The 24,400-nt window shown below is 41.8% G+C and carries 25 protein-coding genes, 1 pseudogene and 1 riboswitch; of the genes and pseudogenes, 10 read left to right on the top strand and 16 right to left on the bottom strand.

Translation table 11 applies throughout. The features are described from left to right. Positions 1 to 371 (bottom strand): annotated as a pseudogene (locus VF500_RS28345) (tRNA pseudouridine(38-40) synthase TruA); the annotation flags it as partial. Positions 372 to 500: 129 nt separating this feature from the next. Between VF500_RS28345 and VF500_RS28340 the strand changes: the two are divergent. Both VF500_RS28340 and VF500_RS28335 read left to right on the top strand, forming a co-directional pair. Beyond that, positions 501 to 968 carry a DUF4293 domain-containing protein gene (locus VF500_RS28340; RefSeq protein WP_330862873.1) on the top strand — a complete coding sequence of 156 codons (468 nt, stop codon included), beginning with the start codon at positions 501 to 503 and terminating at the stop codon, positions 966 to 968. A 375-nt stretch (positions 969 to 1,343) separates the two neighbouring features. Further along, a complete protein-coding gene (locus VF500_RS28335; protein WP_330862872.1) occupies positions 1,344 to 3,215 on the top strand; it encodes a DEAD/DEAH box helicase in 1,872 nt (623 codons plus the stop codon). Between the two features lie 139 nt (positions 3,216 to 3,354). On the opposite strand, the gene VF500_RS28330 is transcribed toward VF500_RS28335, so the two are convergent. From VF500_RS28330 to VF500_RS28320, 3 genes are read right to left on the bottom strand one after another with little or no spacing between them, the layout of a single operon-like run. Continuing rightward, on the bottom strand, positions 3,355 to 3,675 hold the full coding sequence (locus VF500_RS28330; protein WP_121233339.1) for a hypothetical protein: 321 nt from the start codon (positions 3,673 to 3,675) through the stop codon (positions 3,355 to 3,357). Positions 3,676 to 3,722: 47 nt separating this feature from the next. Further along, on the bottom strand, positions 3,723 to 4,034 hold the full coding sequence (locus VF500_RS28325; RefSeq protein WP_330862871.1) for a hypothetical protein: 312 nt from the start codon (positions 4,032 to 4,034) through the stop codon (positions 3,723 to 3,725). A 32-nt stretch (positions 4,035 to 4,066) separates the two neighbouring features. Continuing rightward, on the bottom strand, positions 4,067 to 5,074 hold the full coding sequence (locus tag VF500_RS28320; RefSeq protein ID WP_330862870.1) for an NAD(P)H-dependent glycerol-3-phosphate dehydrogenase: 1,008 nt from the start codon (positions 5,072 to 5,074) through the stop codon (positions 4,067 to 4,069). 141 nt (positions 5,075 to 5,215) lie between these two features. Between VF500_RS28320 and VF500_RS28315 the strand changes: the two genes are divergently transcribed. Both VF500_RS28315 and VF500_RS28310 read left to right on the top strand, forming a co-directional pair. Then, on the top strand, positions 5,216 to 5,425 hold the full coding sequence (locus VF500_RS28315) for a hypothetical protein (protein ID WP_121233341.1): 210 nt from the start codon (positions 5,216 to 5,218) through the stop codon (positions 5,423 to 5,425). Next, positions 5,416 to 5,805 (top strand): type II toxin-antitoxin system VapC family toxin, encoded by a 390-nt coding sequence (locus tag VF500_RS28310; RefSeq protein WP_330862869.1) that lies wholly within the window; start codon positions 5,416 to 5,418, stop codon positions 5,803 to 5,805. Before VF500_RS28315 ends, VF500_RS28310 begins: the two co-directional genes overlap by 10 nt. 127 nt (positions 5,806 to 5,932) lie before the next feature. Here the strand turns inward: VF500_RS28310 and VF500_RS28305 are convergent, their stop codons facing one another. Further along, positions 5,933 to 7,270, bottom strand: a complete 1,338-nt coding sequence (locus tag VF500_RS28305; RefSeq protein WP_330862868.1) for an efflux RND transporter periplasmic adaptor subunit — start codon at positions 7,268 to 7,270, stop codon at positions 5,933 to 5,935. 36 nt (positions 7,271 to 7,306) lie between these two features. Beyond that, positions 7,307 to 8,752 carry a TolC family protein gene (locus VF500_RS28300; RefSeq protein WP_330862867.1) on the bottom strand — a complete coding sequence of 482 codons (1,446 nt, stop codon included), beginning with the start codon at positions 8,750 to 8,752 and terminating at the stop codon, positions 7,307 to 7,309. Between the two features lie 101 nt (positions 8,753 to 8,853). On the opposite strand from VF500_RS28300, the gene VF500_RS28295 reads away from it, so the two are divergent. Beyond that, positions 8,854 to 9,474: a polysaccharide deacetylase family protein gene (locus VF500_RS28295; RefSeq protein WP_330862866.1), complete on the top strand. Its 621-nt coding sequence runs from the start codon at positions 8,854 to 8,856 to the stop codon at positions 9,472 to 9,474. 143 nt (positions 9,475 to 9,617) lie between these two features. On the opposite strand, the gene VF500_RS28290 is transcribed toward VF500_RS28295, so the two are convergent. Together VF500_RS28290 and VF500_RS28285 are read right to left on the bottom strand one after the other, a co-directional pair. Further along, positions 9,618 to 10,412, bottom strand: coding sequence for an alpha/beta hydrolase (locus VF500_RS28290; RefSeq protein ID WP_330862865.1), 795 nt, complete (start codon positions 10,410 to 10,412; stop codon positions 9,618 to 9,620). Positions 10,413 to 10,591: 179 nt separating this feature from the next. After that, positions 10,592 to 11,449, bottom strand: coding sequence for a helix-turn-helix domain-containing protein (locus VF500_RS28285; protein WP_330862864.1), 858 nt, complete (start codon positions 11,447 to 11,449; stop codon positions 10,592 to 10,594). A gap of 158 nt (positions 11,450 to 11,607) precedes the next feature. Between VF500_RS28285 and VF500_RS28280 the strand changes: the two genes are divergently transcribed. After that, complete coding sequence (locus VF500_RS28280) at positions 11,608 to 12,354, top strand: class I SAM-dependent methyltransferase (protein WP_330862863.1); 747 nt, start codon at positions 11,608 to 11,610, stop codon at positions 12,352 to 12,354. Positions 12,355 to 12,358: 4 nt separating this feature from the next. Here the strand turns inward: VF500_RS28280 and VF500_RS28275 are convergent, their stop codons facing one another. The 3 genes from VF500_RS28275 to bshA all read right to left on the bottom strand — a co-directional run bounded on the left by VF500_RS28275 (position 12,359) and on the right by bshA (position 15,689). Further along, positions 12,359 to 13,741 (bottom strand): voltage-gated chloride channel family protein, encoded by a 1,383-nt coding sequence (locus VF500_RS28275; protein ID WP_330862862.1) that lies wholly within the window; start codon positions 13,739 to 13,741, stop codon positions 12,359 to 12,361. A gap of 57 nt (positions 13,742 to 13,798) precedes the next feature. Continuing rightward, a riboswitch (Fluoride riboswitch) is annotated at positions 13,799 to 13,863 on the bottom strand. A gap of 384 nt (positions 13,864 to 14,247) precedes the next feature. After that, the gene (locus VF500_RS28270) at positions 14,248 to 14,439 is read right to left on the bottom strand and encodes a hypothetical protein (RefSeq protein ID WP_091215242.1); all 192 of its coding nucleotides are present in this window, start codon (positions 14,437 to 14,439) and stop codon (positions 14,248 to 14,250) included. A 107-nt stretch (positions 14,440 to 14,546) separates the two neighbouring features. Then, a complete protein-coding gene (gene bshA, locus VF500_RS28265) occupies positions 14,547 to 15,689 on the bottom strand; it encodes an N-acetyl-alpha-D-glucosaminyl L-malate synthase BshA (protein WP_330862861.1) in 1,143 nt (380 codons plus the stop codon). Between the two features lie 176 nt (positions 15,690 to 15,865). Between bshA and VF500_RS28260 the strand changes: the two genes are divergently transcribed. Continuing rightward, a complete protein-coding gene (locus tag VF500_RS28260) occupies positions 15,866 to 16,288 on the top strand; it encodes a VOC family protein (RefSeq protein WP_330862860.1) in 423 nt (140 codons plus the stop codon). A 552-nt stretch (positions 16,289 to 16,840) separates the two neighbouring features. Here the strand turns inward: VF500_RS28260 and VF500_RS28255 are convergent. The 3 genes from VF500_RS28255 to rsmA form a co-directional block, all read right to left on the bottom strand. After that, positions 16,841 to 17,305: a hypothetical protein gene (locus VF500_RS28255; RefSeq protein WP_330862859.1), complete on the bottom strand. Its 465-nt coding sequence runs from the start codon at positions 17,303 to 17,305 to the stop codon at positions 16,841 to 16,843. Positions 17,306 to 17,355: 50 nt separating this feature from the next. Next, on the bottom strand, positions 17,356 to 17,949 hold the full coding sequence (locus VF500_RS28250; protein WP_330862858.1) for a hypothetical protein: 594 nt from the start codon (positions 17,947 to 17,949) through the stop codon (positions 17,356 to 17,358). Between the two features lie 561 nt (positions 17,950 to 18,510). Next, positions 18,511 to 19,290, bottom strand: coding sequence for a 16S rRNA (adenine(1518)-N(6)/adenine(1519)-N(6))-dimethyltransferase RsmA (gene rsmA / locus VF500_RS28245; protein ID WP_330862857.1), 780 nt, complete (start codon positions 19,288 to 19,290; stop codon positions 18,511 to 18,513). Between the two features lie 230 nt (positions 19,291 to 19,520). Between rsmA and pdxA the strand changes: the two genes are divergently transcribed. Together pdxA and VF500_RS28235 are read left to right on the top strand one after the other, a co-directional pair. Then, positions 19,521 to 20,576, top strand: coding sequence for a 4-hydroxythreonine-4-phosphate dehydrogenase PdxA (gene pdxA, locus VF500_RS28240; protein ID WP_330862856.1), 1,056 nt, complete (start codon positions 19,521 to 19,523; stop codon positions 20,574 to 20,576). An 83-nt stretch (positions 20,577 to 20,659) separates the two neighbouring features. After that, positions 20,660 to 21,847, top strand: a complete 1,188-nt coding sequence (locus tag VF500_RS28235) for a DUF5009 domain-containing protein (RefSeq protein WP_330862855.1) — start codon at positions 20,660 to 20,662, stop codon at positions 21,845 to 21,847. A gap of 5 nt (positions 21,848 to 21,852) precedes the next feature. Here the strand turns inward: VF500_RS28235 and VF500_RS28230 are convergent, their stop codons facing one another. After that, the gene (locus VF500_RS28230) at positions 21,853 to 22,197 is read right to left on the bottom strand and encodes a hypothetical protein (RefSeq protein ID WP_330862854.1); all 345 of its coding nucleotides are present in this window, start codon (positions 22,195 to 22,197) and stop codon (positions 21,853 to 21,855) included. Positions 22,198 to 22,350: 153 nt separating this feature from the next. Between VF500_RS28230 and VF500_RS28225 the strand changes: the two genes are divergently transcribed. Further along, complete coding sequence (locus VF500_RS28225) at positions 22,351 to 23,334, top strand: pyruvate dehydrogenase complex E1 component subunit beta (protein ID WP_121233488.1); 984 nt, start codon at positions 22,351 to 22,353, stop codon at positions 23,332 to 23,334. Between the two features lie 97 nt (positions 23,335 to 23,431). Here the strand turns inward: VF500_RS28225 and VF500_RS28220 are convergent, their stop codons facing one another. Continuing rightward, the gene (locus tag VF500_RS28220; RefSeq protein WP_330862853.1) at positions 23,432 to 24,109 is read right to left on the bottom strand and encodes an OmpA family protein; all 678 of its coding nucleotides are present in this window, start codon (positions 24,107 to 24,109) and stop codon (positions 23,432 to 23,434) included. Between the last annotated feature and the right edge of the window lie 291 nt (positions 24,110 to 24,400).

Here is a 24,400-nt window from a genome sequence, read left to right as displayed (position 1 = left end):
TATTGATAAGAGCGTGACGTAGCGTCAAACCGGGCGTGAGCATCGGCATGTACAGGGATAACATTTTTTATGGCGATGTCTGGTGGTAACAGGGCGTTGAGCCCCCCCCGCCCCCTGAAGGGGGTGCCTTCTAATGCGCTTACTCCCCCTTCAGGGGGTAGGGGGGCATCAAAATGCGCAAAGAACTCTTTGGCGTGTACGCCTGTATCTGTGCGACCGCAGCCAGTTGTTTCTATAGGCTGGCGCAGTATGGTGCTCAAGGCCTTGTTTAACAGTTCCTGTACACTTACGGCATTTTGCTGCACCTGCCAGCCATGATAGGCGGTACCGTTGTAGGCCAGTTCAATAAAATAACGCTGATTGATGCTCACGAAGGCAAAGTTAATAATCTGCCGACTATGCCGGGTTCATAATTTGGTCATAGTATTTCAGGGCTGCAACAAATCAGCTACATACTATAAGCAAAACAATTATATTTGCCCATATAATAATTAAATATCATGCTTCAACGCATCCAAAGCATTTACCTTTTGTTTGCCAGCCTCGTGCTGTTCGCCCTTTTCTTTTTTCCGCTTGCCCACAACGTTTATATTAATGATAAACCATCCAGCATTATGGTTACCGGTATTTATCAGGATGTAAATGGCGTACAACAACACACCGAATCATTTGTAGCCCTTACGGCTATAACTGCTATTGTAGCCCTTGTGCCGTTGGTCATCATTTTTCTATACAAAAACCGTAAGCAGCAAATAGCTTTTTGCTACAGTGCTATGCTTGTGCTTATTGGCTACAGCTTTTGGATGGCGCAAACTGTTAAAGGCGCCGCTGGCAACATCACACTTGATACCCACTCTATGGGGATTGGCCTGTTCCTGACCTCATTAAGCATCATACTGATCATCTTTGCGCAAAAAAGCATTAAAAAAGATGAGAAGCTGGTAAAATCAGCTGATAGATTGAGGTAAGCCCAGATTACTGTTAAGTTGATAGTACTAAGCCGGAAGTTGTAAGTCCGGCTTTTCTCTTTTCTATACTTATGACTTTGGGCTAAAGACTAAGTTGCTTTTTGCGATCCGAATGTAAAAAGCAATTGAAAATCCCTATTCTCCACCTTTACTAAAGGCATTCCTTTCAAAGAAACAGGCCTTAAAAATTGGCAAAAAAGGCAATCCATATTATGAAATCATTAATTAACTGGTTTTTTTTCAGCCAATTAGTGATTTATTTACAATAATACAGCTAAACTTCAATCTGTCCCAACTTACCTATTGGAATTGTAAAACATTAACACTATCTTTGCGCCCGATTTGGCGATGTTGCCAAATTCGTTATTTTAATTCATGAACAACCCATTTATTGAACTGGGAATCCGTCATGATATTGTTAATGCCATCTCTGAGTTAGGATTTGAAAATCCTACACCAATCCAGGAGCAGTCAATCCCGGTATTGTTAACAGGCAGCAACGATTTTGTCGGATTAGCCCAAACCGGGACCGGAAAAACTGCTGCCTTTGGCCTACCACTGTTGGAACTGCTTGATTTCGAAGAAAATCATCCACAGGCACTTGTCTTATGCCCAACACGCGAACTTTGTTTACAGATCGCGAACGACATCAAGAATTACTCCAAAAAAATGAACAACGTACACGTTGTTGCCGTTTATGGAGGTGCAAGCATTATGGATCAATTACGCCAGATCAAACGCGGCGTACAGATCGTAGTAGCTACACCGGGACGTATGCTTGATATCATAAACCGTAAGGCTATCGACTTTTCGGCTGTGAAGTATGTAGTATTGGATGAGGCTGACGAAATGCTCAATATGGGCTTTCAGGAAGACATTGATAGTATCTTATCTACCACACCCGAAGAGAAAAAAACCTGGCTATTCTCGGCCACAATGCCTGCAGAAGTTAGGCGGATTGCCAAAAAGTACATGGACAACCCGTTTGAGCTTACTATGGGCGCAAAAAACACCGGCAATGCCAATATCGAGCATGAGTACTACATAGTACGTGCCCGTGACAAGTATGCCGCATTTAAACGCATCGTTGACTTTAACCCTGATATTTTTGGTATCGTATTTTGCCGCACCAAGATTGAAACTCAGGAAATTGCTGAATCACTGATCAAAGACGGCTACAATGCCGATTCATTGCACGGTGACCTTTCACAGCAACAACGCGATAAAGTAATGAAACGCTACCGTGAGCGCAGCCTGCAATTGTTAATTGCTACTGACGTTGCCGCCCGTGGTATCGACGTTAACGACGTAACACACGTTATTAACTATTCATTACCTGATGAAATTGAAAATTACACCCACCGTAGCGGTCGTACAGCCCGTGCAGGTAAAACAGGTGTATCAATCTCTATCGTAAACGCTAAAGAATTAGGTAAGATCCGCCAGATTGAGCGTGTTATCGGTAAAAAGTTTGTAAAAGCTGAGATCCCAACAGGTTTTGACGTTTGCGAAAAACAATTATTCTCTATCGTTCACAAAGTACACAACGTAACTGTAAACGAAGAGCAGATCGATCAATACTTACCACGTATTTACGAGGAATTTAAAGATTTCACAAAGGAAGATTTCATTAAACGCTTTGCTTCAATTGAGTTTAACCGTTTCCTTGATTATTACAAAAATGCTCCCGACCTGAATGCCAGCGTTGAAGAAGGCCGTAACAGGTTTGAAGATCGTGGCGAACGCGGTAATGGCGTACGTGGCAACTTTACCCGTTTATTTATAAACCTGGGTTCGGTTGATGAATTTAACCGTGGGGATTTGCTGGGTTACATTTGCAACACAACCAAAATCAGCGGTCGTACCGTAGGTAAGATCGATGTTAAAGGTGTGTACTCTTTCTTCGAAGTCCAGAACGAGGACGTTGATAAAGTGATGGCCAGCTTTAAAGAAGCCGAACATAAAGGTCGTCCTGTAAGGATAGAGATCTCAGGCGAAGGTACCAGTGATAACCGTGGTGGCGGCGAACGTCGTGAAGGCGGTTACCGTGGTGGCGAGCGTCGCGAAGGCGGCGGTGGTTACCGTGGCGGTGAACGTCGGGAAGGCGGCGGCTACCGTGGTGGTGAGCGTCGGGAAGGCGGTGGCTACCGTGGCAGCGAAAAGCGCGAACACAGTGGTGGTGGCGGTTTCCGTGATTTTTCCGGCAAACCCCGTGAAGATCGCCCTGAACGCAGAAGGAGATTTTAATCATCCATCATAAAAAAAACCACCATGTGCAAAGCATGTGGTGGTTTTCATGAGCTTCCTTTAGTAAGCATTAGTTTTAGTTTAGTTTTGTTAACAAAGCCTTTTAACCGCTGCATACGGGAATAAAGGCTTTTGTTGTTTAACGGCTAAATTCAACAATATCCGAATCGGGATAGCAAAGTGTTAGCTTATTATCTGTAAGCTCCTTAATACAAAACTTGGTATAAGGCCTGCTCCCCTGGTATGAGGTGTAAATAGTATCTTTTTTCACAAAATAATCCTCTTTACTCGCCTGCCCATCATCCATAATAAAATCTTTATCCGTTATTGAAAGCTTGGTTGAACCATCTTTTGATTTCCAGTTACCTTCCAGCTTTTTATTAGCGGCAGGGGGCTGAGAACAAGAATATATCAATAACATGCCTGCAAATGCAGCAAATATCGGAGCAAACTTTTTCATGACGGATCAGGATTTTTTGGAACGGCTTATGCCTTTGTTGTTATTTTTTATTGAGCCGGTTTATCAACCAGTTGAGATTTTTTTAAGTAAACGCGGTGCCCTTTCTTATCTACATAAAAATAATGCGAGTATTTATCGATGTAAATTGTTTCGCCATTAGGGCCAGCTTTGCCGGCGTATTTTTTATCAGCTACTGTAGCTGCGCCTTTGGCTGCAATTTCGGATGTTTTATGGCCTATTTTTTTTGTGGTTTTGCTGATCTTACCTCCAAGGGTTGAATCTTTATGGGTTTGGGCAAAACCCGGACTAACCATAAATGTGCCGGCAGCAAACAAGGCTATTTTAAATAGATTTTTCATAAGTGACAGTAATTAAGTTTCTTTTACTAAAATCAACTCAATTTTTCGGCCAAATTTCTCATTTCTATCACAGGTGAGCGTTTTTGATATAAAATAGCATAAACAGCCTCGCAAATAGGAATGTTTACCCCATATTGCTTGTTAACCTCGTGTAGGCAATTTACTGCATAGTATCCTTCTGCAACCATATTCATCTCCAGCTGCGCCGATGTTACCGTATATCCTTTGCCTATCATATTACCAAACGTACGGTTACGGCTAAACTGCGAATAAGCGGTAACCAGCAGATCGCCCAGGTAGGCCGATTCCTTGATATCCCTGTCAATAGGGTGCACAGCGGCCACAAAACGTTCCAATTCGCGAATGGCGTTTGATATTAGCACCGCCTGAAAGTTATCGCCATAACCTACACCATGGCAAATGCCGCTGGCTATTGCATAAACATTCTTTAATACAGCGCCATATTCCGTACCGTAGATATCGTCAGAAATATTGGTTTTGATATACCGGGTATTGATCATGCCTGCAAATTCCGAAGCCAGTTCGGTATCACCGGACGCTATGGTGAGGTATGATAATTTTTCGAGCGCTACCTCCTCAGCATGGCAAGGCCCGCTGATCACCATGAAATCATCAAACGATATACCGTATTTTTGATGAAGAAATTCGGCAATTATCAGGTTTTCGTCGGGCACTATGCCTTTGATGGCCGATACTATTTTCTTCCCTTTCAGGTCGGCAGCCGTAATATCTTTTAACGCTTCTTTTAAAAACGCCGCTGGTACATTAAGCAATACAATATCGGCAGCCGCAATAAGCGGTTTCAGATCGGTAGATATATTTTGTTCGGGAAGTTTGATCTCAACCGAGCTCAGATAATGCGGGTTGTGTGCAAACTTTTGCAGATGTTCCACAGCTTCAGCACTACGCATCCACCAAAAAATTTCTTTTTCGGTAGTGTTGTCGATAAGCATTTTGATATTGGCCGTAGCCCAGCTCCCCCCGCCAACAACTGTGATCTTGTTTAATTTTTTATCCATCAATAAATAATAGAAAATCTATGTGCCAGGTTTTAATCGGCTAAGCAAATTAATGAAATATTATGCACAATAGCCGCATGACTTTTAGATGCAGGAATTAAGATGAGAATTGATTAAATTTGTATAACAGCGATTTGAAACATGACAACAGTAACCGTAGACATTATAAACGAAAAGGCCATGAAGCTTCTGGAAGACATGGAACTTCTTCAATTGATCCGGGTACATACCGAAACTAAGGAATACTCCAATAATAAAAATTGGATTGCTAAATATAAGGGAGCAATGACTAAACAGCCGTTACCCGAAGTTGACGCCCAATTAAAAGAATTGAGAGACGGATGGGAATAACTTATCTTTGGGATAGTAATACAGCAATCTATTTCCTGCAAAAACAATTTCCTCCTGTAACAGAAAAGTTTATTGAGGGCTTATTAGCAGAAAGCCTTCCAACAATCTCGGCAATTACCGAGATTGAATTACTTTGCTGGAAAACAACTTCTGATGCCGATCTCCAACTACTGGCTAATTTCATTAATGATGTAACTATCTTCGAGCTTGAAAAAGCGATAAAGCTTAAGACTGCTGAAATCCGTAAAACAAATCGCATAAAACTTCCTGATGCAATAATTGCTGCCACAGCATTAGTTCATGAACTTACACTTGTTACAAGGAATGTTAAAGATTTTGATCAAATCAAAGGACTAAAAGTCATTAATCCCTGGGCCTGATTTACGACAGATACCTTTTCCGTCACGGGTTACGCTATCGTTAAACCCACGGTAGTTATAACAAAAACGCCCGGCTTTCGCCGGGCGCTAAAAAATTTAATTTCTCATCTGCACATCTGCATATCAATTACTTATTATTATCTGCATTAAACAGTTTCGATTTATCTACTTTTTCAACCGCCTGTCCATCGCTGAGTGTTTTTGAGATGGCCGAATATGGAGCTGATACAACTTCTTCTCCTCCTTTAAGGCCCGATAAGATCTGGATATAGCTATCATTCTGAATACCGGTAGTCACCTGTACTTGTTTCAGCTTACCTGCGTTAAGCACAAATACATATTCTTTAGCAACCGGGCTTATTTGCGGTTTGCTTTTATCATCATCAGCTTTCGGCGGACCATTATTTTCTTTCTTTTCCTCACGGGTAGTTACCGATTGAATTGGCACCGATAAAGCTTTAGCCGAGTTGGTACTGATATCAACAGTAGCTGTCAATCCCGGGCGGAACGGTGACGGGTTATCCGCAGTTTTCTTTAAAAGGGCAACGTATGATTCGGCATTGATCCTCACTTTTACGGTGAAGTTAGTTACCTGATCAGCAGATGTACCTACTACGTTTGCCGAGCTGCCTATTTCAGTCACCACCCCTGTAAATTTCTTACCTAAAAACGCATCCACCTCAATTTTTGACGAATCGCCAAGAGAGATCCTGTTGATATCGTTTTCATTCACATCAACGTTAACATCCATTTTGCTTAGGTCGGAGATGGTCATGATCTCGGTACCGGCAAACTGCTGGGTACCCAAAACGCGCTCGCCCTTTTGAACAGATAATTTTGAAACTACGCCATCAACAGGTGAATAAATGGTAGTTTTTGCAAGGTTATCCTGCGCTTCTTTAACCGAAGCCTGCGACTGGGCCAAACCGTATTGTGACCCTACAACATTTTGTTTGGCAGCCTCAAGAGAAGCTTTAGCGCCTTCATAAGAGGCTTTGGCATTTTCAAATTCTGAAATGGTTAATACCTTTTTATCAAAAAGTTCTTTACTGCGTTTGTAAATACCGGCCTGGTTAGCGTAAGTAGCTTCGGCTTGTTTAAGCATCTGGCTTGAGTTTCCCACACTGGCTTTTTGGGTATTGTATGATGCAATTGCACGGTCATAACCTGACTTTAAAATGTCGGGCCTGATCTTACAAAGCAGCTGGCCTTTTTTAACAACATCGCCCTCTTTAATTGGTAGCTCAACCACCTCACCCGATACCTCGGGGCTTATCTTAACCTCAACATGAGGTTTGATCTTTCCGCTTGCCGATACTGTTTCGTTTATTTCGCGGGTTTCGGCTTTTTCAGTAGCTACCTGGGTTAGCGCGGGCTTGCCTATCATGCCCGTTGCTTTGGCAATGATCAGCAGGACAATCAGTACGCCAAGACCTATCAGAATATATTTAGTAGTTTTTCCCATGACGGTGAATTTGGATATTTTACGGTTAAGATTTTATTAAAGTGTTATAGGGTTACCTAAATAATAGTCAATGACTTTGCTCCTGAAAATCACTTGGTATTGTGCCTCTATCATATCAAACTGCGATTTATTGAGATTGGTTAATGACGTATTGTAATCAAGCGAGTTAACCAAACCTACGGTGTAACGTTGTTGTATAATATTAAAAGCATCCTTATTGGCATTGTAGGTTTGCGTTGCAGACGAATAACGCTTGTCTGCAGCCTGCAAATCCCACACGGCCTGGTAAATGATCTTGCTCAGGTTATTGCGTGCCAGTTGCGCCGTCACCTCCGCGTTTTGGTTTTGCAGTTTTGCTTTCCTTACAGCAGTACGCGAAAGGAACCTGTTGAAAATAGGGATTTGCAAGCTTACCCCTACCGATTGGTTAAAGTTATCGCTCAGCTGCCTGAAGAACGGATTGCTTTTATAGCTTACTTTGTAACCAGGCACCACAACTGCCTGCTGTGAGTTTTGTACAAAACCCAAAGTATCAAACCTACCGGTTGGTGTAGCACCAAAAGGCGTATTCTTAGCATCAGAAAAATATGAGCCGGCAGCACCAAACAACACTACAGATGGATAATAATTACCTCTTGCTATTTTAACACCCTGCGCCGCAGCTTTCTGACGCTGTTCGGCCAATAACACATCGGGGTTTACAGCAAGGGCGGTTTTAACAACTTCCTGTGCTTCATATATTGTTTTTACATTGTTCAACTTACTAATATCCGGCCTTTCAACTTTAATATCGGTACCGGGATCCATTTCCATGTATTGCTTTAGGGTCAATAGTGATTGCTCCAGTTGATTTTCGGCATTGGTATAGTTCAGATCGTTGGTTGATAGCTGGGCTTTTGCTTGCGACAGATCGGCAAGGGTTTGGTTACCTACGTCAAAATTTTTCTGCGCCCGGTCTAAAGCTATTTTTGATACATCAATTTGTTGCTGTGCAGCGGTTACCAGGTCCTGGTTGGTTAATACCAGCAGATAGGTAGTAACCACATTCAATATCAAATCGTTCTTTACTTTGGCTACGTTAGTTCTATCGGCATCAAGCAAAATCTTATTCTGGATAACCGTATTACGCAACTGCCCGCCCTGAAACAGGGTTACCTGCGAGGTAAAGTTACCGTTAACCGCCAAAATACGCTGATTGCTAAACTGGTTAGTTGAAGGGTCGATATTACGGCCGAAATTAAATGAACCCTGCGGACTTACTGCTAAATTGGGCAGTTGGTTATATTTCGACTGTTTAAGGTCTTCGTTAGTGACGGCAGCCGTAAACTCGGCCTGTTTAATGGTAAGGTTGCGTTCAAGGGCGAGGTCTACCGCTTTTTGCAAGCCTATTACTTCCTGCGCGCCGGCATTAAAGCCACATACCGAAAATATAATTGTGCAAATGAGCGTTGCTTTAACTGATAGTAATAATTTTAGTTTCATAAGGTTTTTCTATACAATGGTAAGCAACTGTTCATTACATTGCAGTGTTTATTTTTGTTAAATGTTGTTAATAGGGATAAAACACAAACTACTTCATCTGTATGTACCTGGTTAAAACTCCCTGGCTGCTGAAAAAGCTTTACCCCCAACTCACATGGGATATAAACTCAACTACCCGTTGCATTTATCTCACTTTTGACGACGGCCCTATACCAATTGTTACACCGGCTGTATTAAATATTTTAAAACAATATAATGCCAAAGCCACCTTTTTTTGTATTGGCGACAATGTACGCAAACACCCCGATATTTTTGAACAGGTAAAAGCCGGCGGTCATGCCATAGGTAATCACACGTTCAATCATCTTAAAGGCTGGAAAACCGATACGCAGACTTACCTTGATAATTTTTTAGAAGCCGATAAACTACTAAACACACCGCTGTTTCGCCCGCCTTACGGCAGGATCAAAAGAGCACAGATCCGTGCACTAAAAACGGCCAAACCTGATCTGAACATTTTCATGTGGGATGTGCTCAGCGGCGATTTTGACATAGCCCTTCAACCCGAAGATTGCTTAAAAGGTGTACTCAAACATACCGAAGCCGGATCAATGGTGGTATTTCATGATAGCATCAAGGCTTTTAAGCGGCTGGAATATGTACTGCCGAGAGCATTGGAGGCTTGGAGTAAGGAGGGATATAGTTTTAAGAGTTTACAGTAGGCAGTAGCAGTTTGCAGTATAAATGGCAAATATAGAACAAGCCTGTAGTTGCAAACTGAGAACCGTCTACCGCAACTTAAAAATAAAATAGCCGCATGTTATAAAACATACGGCTATTAGTGATCTGGAAAACGTTGTTAAGTTTATTTTTTTACAGAAGCATTTTCCGCGGCTTTGATAATTACAGCGGCAACAGCTTTAGGTTGCGATATGAAAACTACGTGGCTTCCTTTTATTTCGGTTATTGTTGTATTTGAACGTTTGTACATAGCACGCTCAATATCGGGGTTTATACTTTTATCTTCAGTAGCTACTATGCCGTAAGCCGGTTTAGTTTTCCAGGCGGCGTTAGTGATCGGAGTACCAAATCCTTTTGCATAGAAAGTACCCTGTGAAGCGTACATGAAATCAGCTTCTTCTTTGCTGATATCGGCACAAAAACCAGCATGGAATTTAGCTTTATCATAATAAACAATGCCTTTATCATCTGGTGCTAACACGCCGTTTTCAGGAGCAGGAGGGGCAGTTTGTAACCACTGAATGGTTGTTTCGCCTTTGTCTGGCTGAAACGCGGCTATATAAACGAGGGCCGCTACCTTCGGGTGATTACCTGCTTCGGTGATTACTGTACCACCCCATGAGTGGCCTACTAATATCGCAGGGCCGTCTTGTTTATCGAGTGCGACAGTTACGGCTTTAACATCGTCTTCTAAAGAAGATAATGGGTTTTGCACCACAGTAACGTTGTATCCTTTTTTGGTAAGTTCAGTATATAAAGCTTTATAGCCCGATCCATCAGCAAATGCGCCGTGAACCAATACTACATTTTTAACAGCCTGTGCCTGTGCTGAAGAAATAAAAGTTAAGACTGTAGCAAAAGCTAATGCAAGACTAAGCAAACCTGCTTTGATACTGCTTTTTAATGTTGGAGTTTTCATATTGTTTGTTTTTAAATGTTGTGTTTGATTTAACAATACAAAAGTGCCCCAATTGCGGCAGGTGGGAAATGTTGCCAGTTCCCGAAAGATTGTAATTTCTTCCCGAATCATCCAGCAAGCCTGCTAAAAATGAAAAAAGCCGGTAAATAATTTACCGGCTTACACTAAAAAGGCTTTTATTATGCCAGTACAGGCTGTAGTTTTTCGTTTCTGAATTCAGCTGGCGACTGTTTGGTATGGCGTTTGAAAAAATTGCAGAAATAGGCAGGATCTTCAAAACCCAGTTCATAAGTAATTTGCTTAACCGACTTGGTAGTGTAGCTGAGCAACCTCCTGGCTTCAACAATAATACGCGACTGGATCACCTGCTGTGGTGTTTTGTCGTTATAAAGTGAGAAAATATTTGATAGTGTTTTGGGCGATTTATTCATCAATCCAGCATAAAAGTTGACCGAATGCTCGCTTTTGAAATTCATTTCAACCAACAGGTTAAATTTCCGGAAGATATCCAGTTTTTGATCCTGGTTATTTTCTGCGGGGATATATTCAGTGCGGGCCATCTGTGTTACCATGATGATCAGCCGCTTTAACAACATGATCAGCATATCATTCTGAATATTATCTTTAATATGTAGCTCCTGGGTAAAGATATCAAGCAATACTTTAAGCTTCGATTGGTTGGGATCATCCAGGGGAATGAACAGCAAATTGCCCATGCCAAAAAGGAAACCGACACAGCTAACCTCGGTATCATGATCAATCAGGCAATAGAACTCCCGGTTAAACTGCCAGGCAATGATGTCTGAAGATCTTTCGAAGGTAAAGGTCTGGTCGAACATGAGCGGCAGCAGCGTGTTGCTATTAAATTCATGATCTGCACCATCTATATTGATAATCTGGCTTGCACCGGTGTTCCAGGCGATGGTAAAGTACTTCTTTGCTTTATCGCGGGTATAAAAAAAGCGGTCAAAATTTTCTTCCCCGCTGATCAGTAACAGATCGCCGCCGGTTTTATGGTCGGAAACAATTAACTTCATTAATTTTTTGGTGTTAAAGATAAGGCAGATTGATGAGGTTTGCAGAGAAGAGGCATGCTTTTTACACTTCGGAAGCTTTCCGGACTCCTTCGGGGAAATCTCATTCAACAAAATAACAGGGTTTTGAACTATTGCCGAATTATCTTTCCTTTGCACCCATGAGCAACGAACTCACCGACAAGGCATTTTGGGCCGGTTACTGGGAATCAAAAAAAGACCTGGCTTTTAATGTGCCGGCTAATTATACTTTTCATAAACTGCTAAAAAACATTACGGATACCAACAAACCGGCTTCGGCTATTGAGCTGGGCGGTTTCCCTGGGTATTTTGCAATTTTTCTGAAGAAGTATTTCGGATTAAAAACCACCCTGTTTGATTTCTACGTACACCCTAAAGTTTTGAAGGAAGTACTGGATGCCAACCAGCTTAATGATAAAGACATCGCAGTTATTGAAGGCGACCTGTTCAAATATGAACCCGAAACCGAATATGACCTGGTACTTTCATGCGGATTGATAGAGCATTTTAATGATACCCAAGGTATTATCGAAAAACACCTCTCCTTCCTTAAACCGGGCGGTACACTGTTCATCACCCTGCCTAATTTCACCGGTGTTAACGGCTGGGTACAACGCAACTATGACCTTAATAACTACGAAAAACACAATATCAATAGCATGAACCCTGCATTACTGGCAGGCTATTGTAAAGAACTTGGACTTAAAAATATTGAAGCATATTATTACGGCAAGTTTTCGGTTTGGCTCGAAGATAAGGCCAATAAACCGGCATTGGCTAAAGCCATCACCAAACTGGTTTGGGTAGCCGGCAAAGTTTTCACCAAAATTATCCCGGTTGAATCAAAGTTGCTGTCACCTTACATTGTAGTTACAGCCACTAAATAAAGCTTTAACTGTTCCCTTTCCGGAAACTATATTTTGCCAGTTTGTGGTATAAATATCCGCGTCTTTTCATTGCTTCCGAAAGAGTTTCATCATCAGTTATGTCATCACTTAGCTTGGTCACGCCAATTCTTTGCGAACCATATATGCCTGTATGCCCACTGAAAAGATAAGCGGTAAAACAGGCCACGGCAAATAGCAAAGCATGCTCGCCTCCAAAAAGCTCTATTCCCATAAAGGTGCAGGCCAGCGGCGTATTGGTTGCTCCTGCAAAAACGGCTATAAAACCTAATGCTGCAAATAAACTTACAGGCGCATCGAGCAAGCCGGATAAAGTGTTACCTAAAGTAGCGCCAATATAAAACAGCGGCGTTACCTCGCCGCCTTTAAAACCTGTACCAAGCGTTACAGTAGTGTAAATGGTTTTCCAGAGCCAGCTCCAGGTATCGGCACCGCCGGCATGAAAAGCAGATGGAATAGTAACAGCGCCCACGTGCTCAGCATCTACCCCTAAACTTAAATAATCGGGCTTACCATTAATAAAAGTAAGCGCAATGATGACAAGTCCACCAATGAAAGGGATAAGCCAGGGTGTTTTTACATATTTAGTAAAAAAGCTTTTAATTCCATGTACCATTTTTGCAAACAGATAACTCGCCAACCCGAATGCGATAGAAGCTACTATCGTTTTGATGATTAGTAACAGGTCAGTTGAAACATAGCCCGAAAACCAGTGCGGAATAACCGGGATAATATCGATATGGTAAGGGGTATGATGAACGCCCCAGGCCGCCACCGTAACATCACCAACAATACCGGCAATAAGACAAGGCAGCAGGGCATTATATTGCACCCGGCCAATGGTTAACACTTCCATAGCAAAAACGGCCCCTGTTAACGGCGTGCCGAATACCGCACCGAACCCTGCCGCTATGCCTGCGGTAAGCAGGGTTTGCGTATCGGCTTCATTGAGTTTAAGCCATTTGCCTATCATTTGAGCTAAACTACCGCCCATCTGTACGGCTGTACCTTCGCGCCCGGCCGAACCGCCAAACAAATGCGTAATTATAGTAGTAATCAGCACCAGCGGTGCCATGCGTTTAGGAACGCCGCCACCGGGATTATGAATTTCTTCAATAATTAAATTATTTCCCTTCTCTGCCGAGCCGCCAAAAAGTTTATAAATGAAAAATATCGCTATACCCGCCAGTGGCAGCAAATACAACAACCAGTTATGAGCAAACCGAAAATGGATGGCCCAACTCAGCAGCCATAGAAACAAAGCTACCGCGCTGCCTATAACAGCGGCAATAGGAATGACAATGACCGTCCACCGGAGGGCGTTTTTAAGGATTGCGAAATGTTGAGAAGAGAAAAGCTGGTTATTCATAGTGCTGATATTTATTTACCCACAAAAAATTAGCACAGGGCAAAACCTGTGAATTAATTATCTGTAGGCGCCATCAGCTTTTTAGGGCGGTTAAGTAGGAAGACACCATTTCCTTTTTGTGAATACTAAGATAGGTTTCTTTTGTTAAAAATAAAACACGGGAGTGTCGCTTTAAACAAAGTACAGACAGGAGGCGCCTACGGAGCCAAATATCTCTCAATTGCTTAAGCTATAAACATGTTACTCCTACGGAGTTTGAAACCGCATACACTTATACTGTAAATACATAACAGGATTATCTCAAAATCTCTATACTTTTTTAGGACGAGACATCTGCAAAAAATCCGTAGGAGTACCATGTTTGTAGAGAAATGGAGCAAATGTATTGGCTCCGTAGGTGCCTCCTTTTAAAAGTTATCTACAGCAAAATAGCCTTACTTAGCACGTATGCATAGTAAGGCTATCTTTTCCTGGTCGGTTTAACAGACCGGCTCAAGTTATTCTACTCAAGCAATGCTTAATGTTTCCACATCCTTAAGAGCCAGAAGCATTAATTTACCCTGGTATTCCACCCAGATGTCGGCGAAACTATTCTCATCGTACCCCATAAATTTTAACGGATGACCTATATGAAGGTTCTTCCATTTTTTTCCGATGTACTTAAGGAGTTGTCCGCTTTTTAGTGTGTGCTTTGCCATAAGTTTTAACTTTTAGGAGTGAAAAACTAAATTAATTAACGAAATCGATAAAATTTAACTTTTAAAGAATATTTCTTGAATTGTATCAGGTTTATTACAACTGTTGGTTAAACAACCTTTGCTTTACTTTGCTCAATTACCTCAAGGTAAAAGTTTTCGTATTTAGGCAAAATGCTGGCTAATTCAAACTCCTTGGCGCGCGCCAGTGCATTTTCTTTAAATTTAGCTAAACGTTCTTCATCTTCCAAAATAAATATTGCTTTTTCTGCCATACCGTCCACATCGCCAGGCTCTTTCAAAAAGCCGGTCAATCCGTCAACATTTAATTCGGGCAAACCACCTGCATTACTGCTGATCACAGGCACTTTACAAGCCATAGCTTCAAGTGCTGCCAAACCAAAACTTTCTGATTGCGATGGCATCAGGAAAAGGTCGGATACAGAAAGGATCTCTTCAACAGCATCTTGTTTGCCTAAAAAGCGCACGTTATCAGTAACGCCCAGATCACGGCAAAGTTGCTCGCACATGGAGCGTTCGGGCCCGTCACCTACCATCAATAATTTTGATGGGATCTTTTTGATCACTTTGGCAAATATCTTCACTACATCTTCGGTACGTTTTACTTTACGGAAGTTAGAGGTATGCACCAGGATCTTTTCGCCCGAGGGAGCAATGGCTTTCTTAAAGTGATCTTTGGGTTTAAGGCTGAACCTGGTAAGGTCGATAAAGTTAGGGATCACCAGGATGTCTTTCTTAATATCAAAAAACTTATAAGTATCGTCTTTAAGGTTTTGCGATACGGCCGTTACGCCGTCGCTTTGATTGATTGAAAAAGTAACAACCGGTTTAAAGGTGCGGTCTTTACCAACCAATGTAATATCTGTACCGTGCAGCGTAGTTACCACCGGGATATAAATGCCGTAAGTCATCAGGATCTGCTTAGCCATAAACGCCGCTGATGCGTGAGGTATAGCATAATGCACATGCAATACATCCAATTGTTCATGCCGAACAACATCAACCAACCTGCTCGCCAAAGCAAGCTCATAAGGCGGAAAATCAAACAACGGGTAGTTGGAAACCGAAACTTCGTGGTAGAACAGATTTTCGGAAAAGAGGTCCAACCGCGCGGGCTGGTTATACGTTACAAAATGTACCTGGTGACCACGGTCTGCAAGGGCTTTACCAAGTTCAGTGGCAACAACCCCGCTTCCGCCAAAGGTTGGGTAACAAACAATTCCGATCTTCATTAATATCTTTTAATTGGTGCAAGTTTAACAGCAATTTACATCAAATGTGTTAAGCTTGTGTAAAATGATGGATGGATGATAATTACCGCATATTTAACTTAATGGCGCGGTCAACCATTAGCCACACTAAACGTTTAAACATATATCAAACCAATAATAAACATCTGATTATCAACATGAGCAACAGCATAAATTTAACAATAAATGGCATACAACATATCGGGATCCCGGTAACCAATATGGAAGCATCACAACAATTTTACAGCAGGTTGGGCTTTAGCAATGTAATGCAGGCCCCCTTTACCGATAATGGAGGCACCGGCACCTGTGTTATGATGCGGCGCGGCACTATGATCATGGAACTTTATCAGCTGCCAGAAGCTTCACTGGCAGAGATCCGCGCCCGCTCAAACGGGCATGTTGACCATGTGGCTTTTGATGTAGATAATATCGACCTCACTTTCAAAACTATTAAAGAGGCTGGTTTTAACATTCTTGAACCGGAGCCCGTGTTTTTACAATTCTGGAAAAATGGTTGCAAGTATTTCAACATTACCGGCCCGGATGGCGAGCGGCTGGAGTTTAACCAGGTGCTTTGATTTGGAAATTAAACACCTGTCATCCTGAGCAATAGCGAAGAATCTTCTTTAACAAGCAACACCGCCATACAGAGCCAAGAAAATGCCTTTTTCTTACTCATGACATAACAAATGAAGGATGCTCCCGTCAGCAGGTAAGCTTCGGGCGAAAGCGGGCAGAACAATGGTGGCCTTGAGCGCAGGAAAGGGCATAGCAAGTTTTTGCAAAAGCTCGGGTGAGTGGGTGCGGAGCAGGGCAAAATAATTGCAGCCCGTGGTTCTGACCGCTTTGCAGGGTAAAGGCCTTGTGCGCAAAGAAGCCTATCTGCTGACTTGACTTTTTGGATACTTTTGTGTCAAGACAAACGGCGAAGCCCTCTTGAGCACCTAAAAAATGAACAACAGCGAAAAAAGTATCTGGCCCCGCGCGGCCAAGAGCGCGACGATGGAAGTCCATGGAACATGGATCGTTACCTGCCTGTCGGGGATTGCTTCGTACCTCGCAATGACGTGGTGGAGATGTCATTGCGCCTTCAGGGCCCAACGGATTTAAACGCCCACCACTACAAAAATTTAAAACGCCCTGAACAATGGCCTGCTTATCAACGGCGAAAATGACCATGGGATAGAGCTTAATATTACCAGCAGGGCAATAGTTAGCCAGATAGCCATAGTTTTAAATTTCTCCTGATCGGTTGTTTTCCGTTTGGCTTTGGCTGAGGCGATGGTGATCAGCGTAATACCGATCAGCATCATGGTAACGTGCTCCATACCAAAAAAGCGGATCTGCCGCTCGTGCACCGCTTCTTTAAAATGACTGATGAAATAATTTGCTATCGGACTAATAAAATACAGCCAAAGCCCTACAGTTAACTGGATATGGGCAATCGTGGCGGAGATCACTCGTACCCGGTCGTCAAATTTTGAATAAACTTTATTGCCAAGCCATCCGGCATAAGCGCGGTACAGGGCAAAAAGCAAACTGGCCAAAACAAACCAGCGGATAAGGGAGTGCAGTGCTAAAATAAAGGCGTACATATATTATAGTATGACGAACGGCAAAAGAAAAGATTTTATCCCGAAAAAAATTATTTTGATGCCATTCCTCTTATATAAATCTCACCCGGTTTAGCGTTGGGGTTCGGTTTATAAACACTGCCTTTGCGGGCTTCAGGTGCCAGCATCCATATATTGATCGTAACATCTGATGATGCATCTTTATTCTTTTTCCAGGTTAGGTTTATTTCGTTGATATCCTGAGCTGAAACGAGTAAATTTTCGTCATCAACAAAATAGCCATCAATAGCAACCCTGGTTTTTCCATCTATATTAAACCTCTTTTTTATATCATTAAAAGTGGTTGTTTCAATCTTCACCTCTTTTTTAAGTGTTATCATTATTATACCAAACTTGCTCAGGTTGGCCAGATTTACCGGAACATTCCCATCCTTCAATACTGTTAATGAACTGATATCGTTAGGGTTTATATGCCCAAGCCCCGTAATGATATTGGGAGCAACAATAATTAATGGCTGCTTTTCCCTTGCATCGGGCAAATGGCGATATAACGAATCCGACGCATCAGCTTTAAGCTGGTTTTTGACAGCATTTGTGCTATCAGTTTGCGCCATTACACTAAATGCACCGAACGCTACTACTAATACTGTAATAAGTTTTTTCATGGTTTATAATTTATGGATAAGATGTAGATACCATGCAATTTCCATAAATTAAACTGATTTTTTTCCATCGCGATTTATATTTTAGTGCTCTATTAAACCTGGCCTTAAACATGAATAAAATTCAAGTCCTGTTAACCTGCTTTGCTTTATTTTTTATATCACTACTCAGTTATATATATTATGAATATTCTACGTTTGACGATAATCAAATCAGATCCTACACCCAAATCAATCGCTATAAAATAGAATCAGTTAGACATGGCTATTACCAATGGTATGCCCATATTATAGTTAATAAAAGCGATGGCAAACGAATCTTCAAATTATATCACTTTGAGCATAAATATTACTCGCAGGAAACAACCTATATTCAAAATAAAGCAGATTCATGGTACTATCGTATACCTAAAAGAGGATCATTGTATAGTGTGATTGCATTAAGCTCCAATATGCAATCTGTTGAGATATATGAATTTACTGGAGACTAAAACCTATCTATAGATCTAATCACCGAGCCCTTACATACCAACTTAAACCCGGTACTCCCAGGAAAACTGAATCCTACCTCGTCACTGATACCAGATTAGTAAGCTTTACAAAGTCTTCCACACTTAATCTTTCCGCACGTAAGTCAAGCATCGGCTCATCGGTTAGTTTCTCTTTGTTAATAAGTGATGATATAGCGTTGCGGAGGGTTTTTCGGCGCTGGTTAAACCCGGCTTTTACAATTTGCCAAAACAGTTTCTCATCACACTCAAGGGTTTGCTTATCATTACGTGTAAGCCTGATCACTGCCGAAAGTACTTTTGGCGGCGGGTTAAATACACCGGCTTTCACGGTGAACAAATATTCAACTTTATAATAGGCTTGCAAAAACACGCTGAGGATCCCGTACTCCTTGCTGCCCGGTTTTGCGGCACAGCGTTCGGCTACTTCTTTCTGGAACATGCCCACTACCTCAACTACCTGCTGGCGGTTATCAAGCACTTTAAACAGGATCTGAGATGAGATGTTATAAGGAAAGTTACCAATGATGGCAAAGTTTTCGGGAAAAATGCTTTTAAAATCAAGCTCCAGGAAATCGGCATTAATGAGGCGCGTACCCAATTGCGGATATTTCTTTTTCAGGAAATCATACGATTCGGTATCGATATCTATAAGCGATGTTTCATATTCGGTTTTTTGCAGCAGGAAATCAGACAGCACGCCCATCCCCGGCCCCACCTCAAGCACATGGCCAAATCGCCCTTCGGGCCTCAGACTGTCAACTATCTTCGCTGCTATGTTTTTATCAGTAAGAAAATGTTGCCCTAAATGTTTTTTTGCCCTTACCAATGTCATTATTAATCAAATATTTGAGCAAATTAAATCATATTTGTGCTTTTATCAGGAACTGTAAGCTTAAAATCTTTTATTTGCGAGATGAAAGCTTAAAGCTAAAGGCCTAAAGCCGAACGCTTAACGCCCGATTTGATGTAAATTTAAATAATAAACAATCACAATTAGAATCAGTGAAGATCATCAATTAATGGGTGAAATCACAAACTAATCGGTGAAATCAACATATAAAAATGAGCGATAAATTAAAAATTGGGATCAGCATTGGCGATGTAAACGGTATCGGGTTAGAGATAATTATTAAAACTTTGGCCGATAGCAAAATTTATGAGTATTGTACGCCTATTGTTTACGGGCATACCAAGGTAGCTTCATTCCACCGTCGTGCAACCCATGTTAATGAGCTTAATTTTTTAGTGATCAATGATCCTTCGCAAACGCATTTCCGCAAACCTAATATGATCAATTGCTGGGAAGAGGACGTGAAGATAGAGTTGGGCCAGGTTACCGAAGCCGGTGGCAAATATGCTTTCAAATCATTGGAGCGTGCTGTATACGATCTGAAAGAGGGTTATATCGACGCATTGGTTACCGCCCCTATCAATAAGGATAACATTCAAAGCGAGCAATTCAACTTTCCGGGACATACTGAGTATTTACAGCAATATGATGGCGCTGCCGAATCACTGATGTTTTTGGTGAGCGATACATTACGTGTTGGCGTAGTTACCGGCCATATCCCGGTATCTAAAATTGCCGAAAGTATCACTGCCGAAAAAATATTGGCTAAATTAAAGCTGATGAACCATAGCCTGCAAAATGATTTTTGGGTACGCAAGCCCAAAATTGCCGTATTAGGGCTTAACCCGCATGCAGGAGATAATGGCCTTATCGGTAGTGAAGAAAAAGACATCATTATACCGGCTATTGAAGAAGCCCGCTCAAACAACATCCTGGCATTTGGCCCATACTCTGCCGATGGCTTTTTTGCCAATGGCACTTACCTGCAATTTGATGCCGTGTTAGCCATGTATCATGATCAGGGACTGATCCCTTTTAAACAGATAGCTTTTGAATCGGGGGTTAACTTCACCGCCGGGTTAAACTTTGTGCGTACCTCGCCAGATCATGGTACCGCATATGATATAGCAGGTAAAAACCAGGCCTCTGAGATCTCTTTCCGCGAAGCGTTATTTACCGCTATCCACATCGTAAAAAACCGCCGCGAAGGACTGGAACTTAATGAAAATCCGCTTCTATTTAGCAAGCTGAGCCGCGACAGGGATTAAAAAAAGCCATGTAATAGTAATGTTTCAATTTAATTACCGTTAAATTAAAACATTTACGCCGCTATGTGCATTTACATGACTGAATGAGTAATTTTCTGAGTCGTATACGTTCAATTGATGCTTTCCGCGCTGTAACAATGTTTTTGATGATATTTGTGAATGACCTGGATGGCATTCCGAATACCCCAACATGGCTAAAACACGCGGGCTCAAATGTTGATGCGCTGGGTTTGGCCGATACCATTTTCCCTGCATTTTTGTTTATCGTTGGTCTTTCAATCCCCTTCGCATTTCAAAACAGGTTAAAACAGGGCGATAATTTCAAATTGCTTTCGCGTATAGTCAGCCGCTCGTTTGCGCTAATTTTTATAGGTTTTTTTCATGCTAATATGGAAACCTATAACGAGGCCACTACCCTATTACCTAAGCCGGTTTGGGAAAGCCTCGTTACATTCAGCTTCTTTTTCATTTTTTTAGATTACAGCAAGGATACGCCGCCAATCAGGCGTTATTTATTGCAAGGCTTCGGCGTGTTGTTACTGGCCGGGATGGCTGTCCTTTACCGCACCAGCGACCCAGGGCATACCTGGCTACATTTCACATGGTGGGGGATCTTAGGCTTGATTGGCTGGGCGTACATGCTTTGCGCCCTCATCTATTATTATTCCGACGGGCATTTGTGGGTGCAGCTTGCGGCATGGATGTTCTTCATGTTCTTTAACCTGGATGTTCATTTCGGTTTTCTTGATTTTTTAGACAAGCTACAGGGCTATATCTGGATAGCTGGCAATGGCGCTATGCAGTCGTTCACCATGGCGGGGGTATTTATCTCGGTGTTGTACATGCGCCTTAAAGCCAATAACGAAATGAAGATGCTATGGGTAGCCATGATCCTGATAGCCATCATTCTGTTTAACCTGGGCTTTATAGTGCGCTATTTTAGCGGAGGTATCTCTAAAGAACGTGACACTCCTTCATGGGTGCTTATTTGTACCGGGATAAGCCTTGTGGTATATGCCTTCTTTATTTTCCTGGTTGATGTCAAAAACAAATACAACTGGTTTAAGGTGATAGAGCCCGCCGGCACCAACACCTTTACCTGTTACATAGTGCCCTTCCTGTTTTATCCTATATATGAAATGAGCAGGATAGGCTACCCCGAATACCTGAGCCAGGGCGCCGGGGGCCTTATCAAATGTATTGTATTTGCCTTTGTAATGGTATGGCTTACCGGTTTGCTGGATAAGATCAATATCAGGATTAAGATATAATCAGATCATTTGGTTTGGTAAGTCCGGATAAGATCACCTGTACAGGGATCTACAATTACTGCTGTATCGCACCAATTAAATAAAACCATTTCGTTTTGATCATTGATTAATGCCCCGACAAAAGGGCAATTTTTGCCCTCATAATATAGCGGCACATCCTTAATCTGCCACAAAAAATCGCCCAGCTTGTCAAATGCAAAAACATTACGACGATCGCAAACTCCGTTTGGTATTTTTAATATAACAATTAAAATATCACCGGCCTCAACAATTTCCTCCACAGGATATTCAAAATCAACATTGTTATTTCCGGCAAATGTTACTTTATTGTCTTTTACTGCATAATTCATCGTTTAATTTTCCGTTTAAGCACCCCGACTTAAGTCTTTTTCGATTTAAAATGTAAAATATATGTATTAAAAATCAAACCAATACCACGGTTAATTGCATTTAACACATTAGTGTTTATATTTGCGTTCGCAAAAAAACATCATTTTACTATAATGAGAGAAATACAATTCAGAGAAGCGCTAAGAGAGGCCATGGTCGAAGAAATGCGCAGCGACGAGAATATATACCTGATGGGTGAAGAGGTTGCCGAATATAACGGCGCGTACAAAGTAAGCCAGGGAATGCTGGACGAATTTGGCGCAAAACGTGTTATAGATACGCCTATCTCTGAATTGGGCTTTGCCGGTATCGGCATTGGCTCGGCGATGAACGGCTTACGCCCTGTTATCGAGTTCATGACTTTCAACTTTTCGCTGGTAGCTATTGATCAGATCATCAATGGCGCTGCCAAGATGATGTCAATGAGCGGTGGCCAGTTCTCAGTGCCAATTGTTTTCCGCGGCCCAACCGGTAATGCAGGTATGCTTAGCTCTCAGCACAGCCAGTGCTTCGAGAACTGGTATGCTAACTGCCCTGGCTTAAAAGTGGTTGTTCCATCAAACCCTTACGATGCTAAAGGCCTGTTAAAATCAGCTATCCTTGATCCGGATCCGGTTATTTTCATGGAGTCGGAATTAATGTACGGCGATAAAGGTGAAGTTCCTGAAGAAACTTATTATATCCCGTTGGGTAAAGCAAAAGTTGTTAAAGAAGGTAGCGATGTTACTTTGGTTAGCTTTGGCAAGATCATGAAAGTGGTTATTGCTGCTGCTGCCGAACTTGAAAAAGAAGGCATCCATGCTGAAGTTATTGACCTGCGTACTGTACGCCCTATTGATTACGCTACAGTTATTGAATCGGTAAAGAAAACAAACCGTTTGGTAATTATTGAAGAAAGCTGGCCTTTAGGTTCAATTGCTACCGAGGTTGCATTCAAAGTACAAAAAGATGCTTTCGATTATCTTGATGCTCCTATCCTGCGTATCATGGGTGGCGACGTTCCACTTCCTTATGCTCCAACTTTGATCCAGGAATACCTGCCAAACCCTGAAAGGGTGATCAAAGCGGTTAAAGAAGTATTATACGTTACCAAATAATCGTTTACTTAAAATAGTTTATAAAAAAATCCCCGGCCTATAGCAGGCCGGGGATTTTTTTATAAACTATTAATCGGTTCTTATTACGCTCTTTAACTTATTGAGCTTGCTTAGCCTGTTCTTTCATTTTATCATTGGCCACAATAGTGATCTCCACCCTGCGGTTTTTCGTACGGCCATCAGCAGTGGTGTTATCAGCAATTGGTTCGCTTGAGCCTTTTCCGGTAACTGTCATGCGCGATGAAGCTACATTGCCCGCAGCTAAATATGATTTTACAGCATCAGCCCTTTTTACCGAAAGCGTTTGGTTGAAACTGTCGGGGCCTGTATTATCGGTATGCCCAATGATGCTAATATTCGTTTCCGGATTTTTTTGTAGTGAAGCAGCAAGGTTTTGCAGGTTTGTTTGAGCTTCAGGTTTCAGATCCGACTTATTGGTATCAAATAAAATACCTGAATCAAACTTAACCAAAATACCTTCACCCTCACGGGTTACTGTTGCGCCCGGTACTGTTTGTTTGATTTCGGCAGCCTGCCTGTCCATATTACGGCCAATAAAAGCACCAGCAGTACCACCAACAGCACCACCTATAATAGCACCTAAAGCAGTATTACCGGCAGCTTTACCAATAAATGCACCTACAGTGCCGCCTGCACCTGCGCCAATGGCAGCCCCTTTTTGTGTTTTTGTAAGTGAATTACATCCTGAGCCTAATATGCCTGCTGTAGCTAATGCTATACCAAGGGTGGCTACTTTTAATTTAAGCGTTCTCATTTATTTGTATAATTATGTTATGCTGTACAATTTACAAAGCAGATGCCAAAATAGGGTTATGGCAGTTTTAATAAGCACATTCCTTAAAAGAACATCCCTCATCAATCATAGCAACATTTTTTTAATGATAAGTAAAGTTAATTTCAATGAAGTAAAGAATACGGGATTGTTGATTTTTGCAACACTGCCCGATTTTTAGTACAAAGCAGCAGTGAAATTTTTGCTACAGTACAATTTGGCATACCTTTTTACAGTTTTAGGAAATTACTATCAGTGTAGCAGGGAAAATAA

It is taken from the genome of Mucilaginibacter sp. (genome assembly GCF_036383575.1).
Classification (GTDB): domain Bacteria; phylum Bacteroidota; class Bacteroidia; order Sphingobacteriales; family Sphingobacteriaceae; genus Mucilaginibacter.
This window is presented reverse-complemented; position numbering and strand designations above follow the sequence as displayed.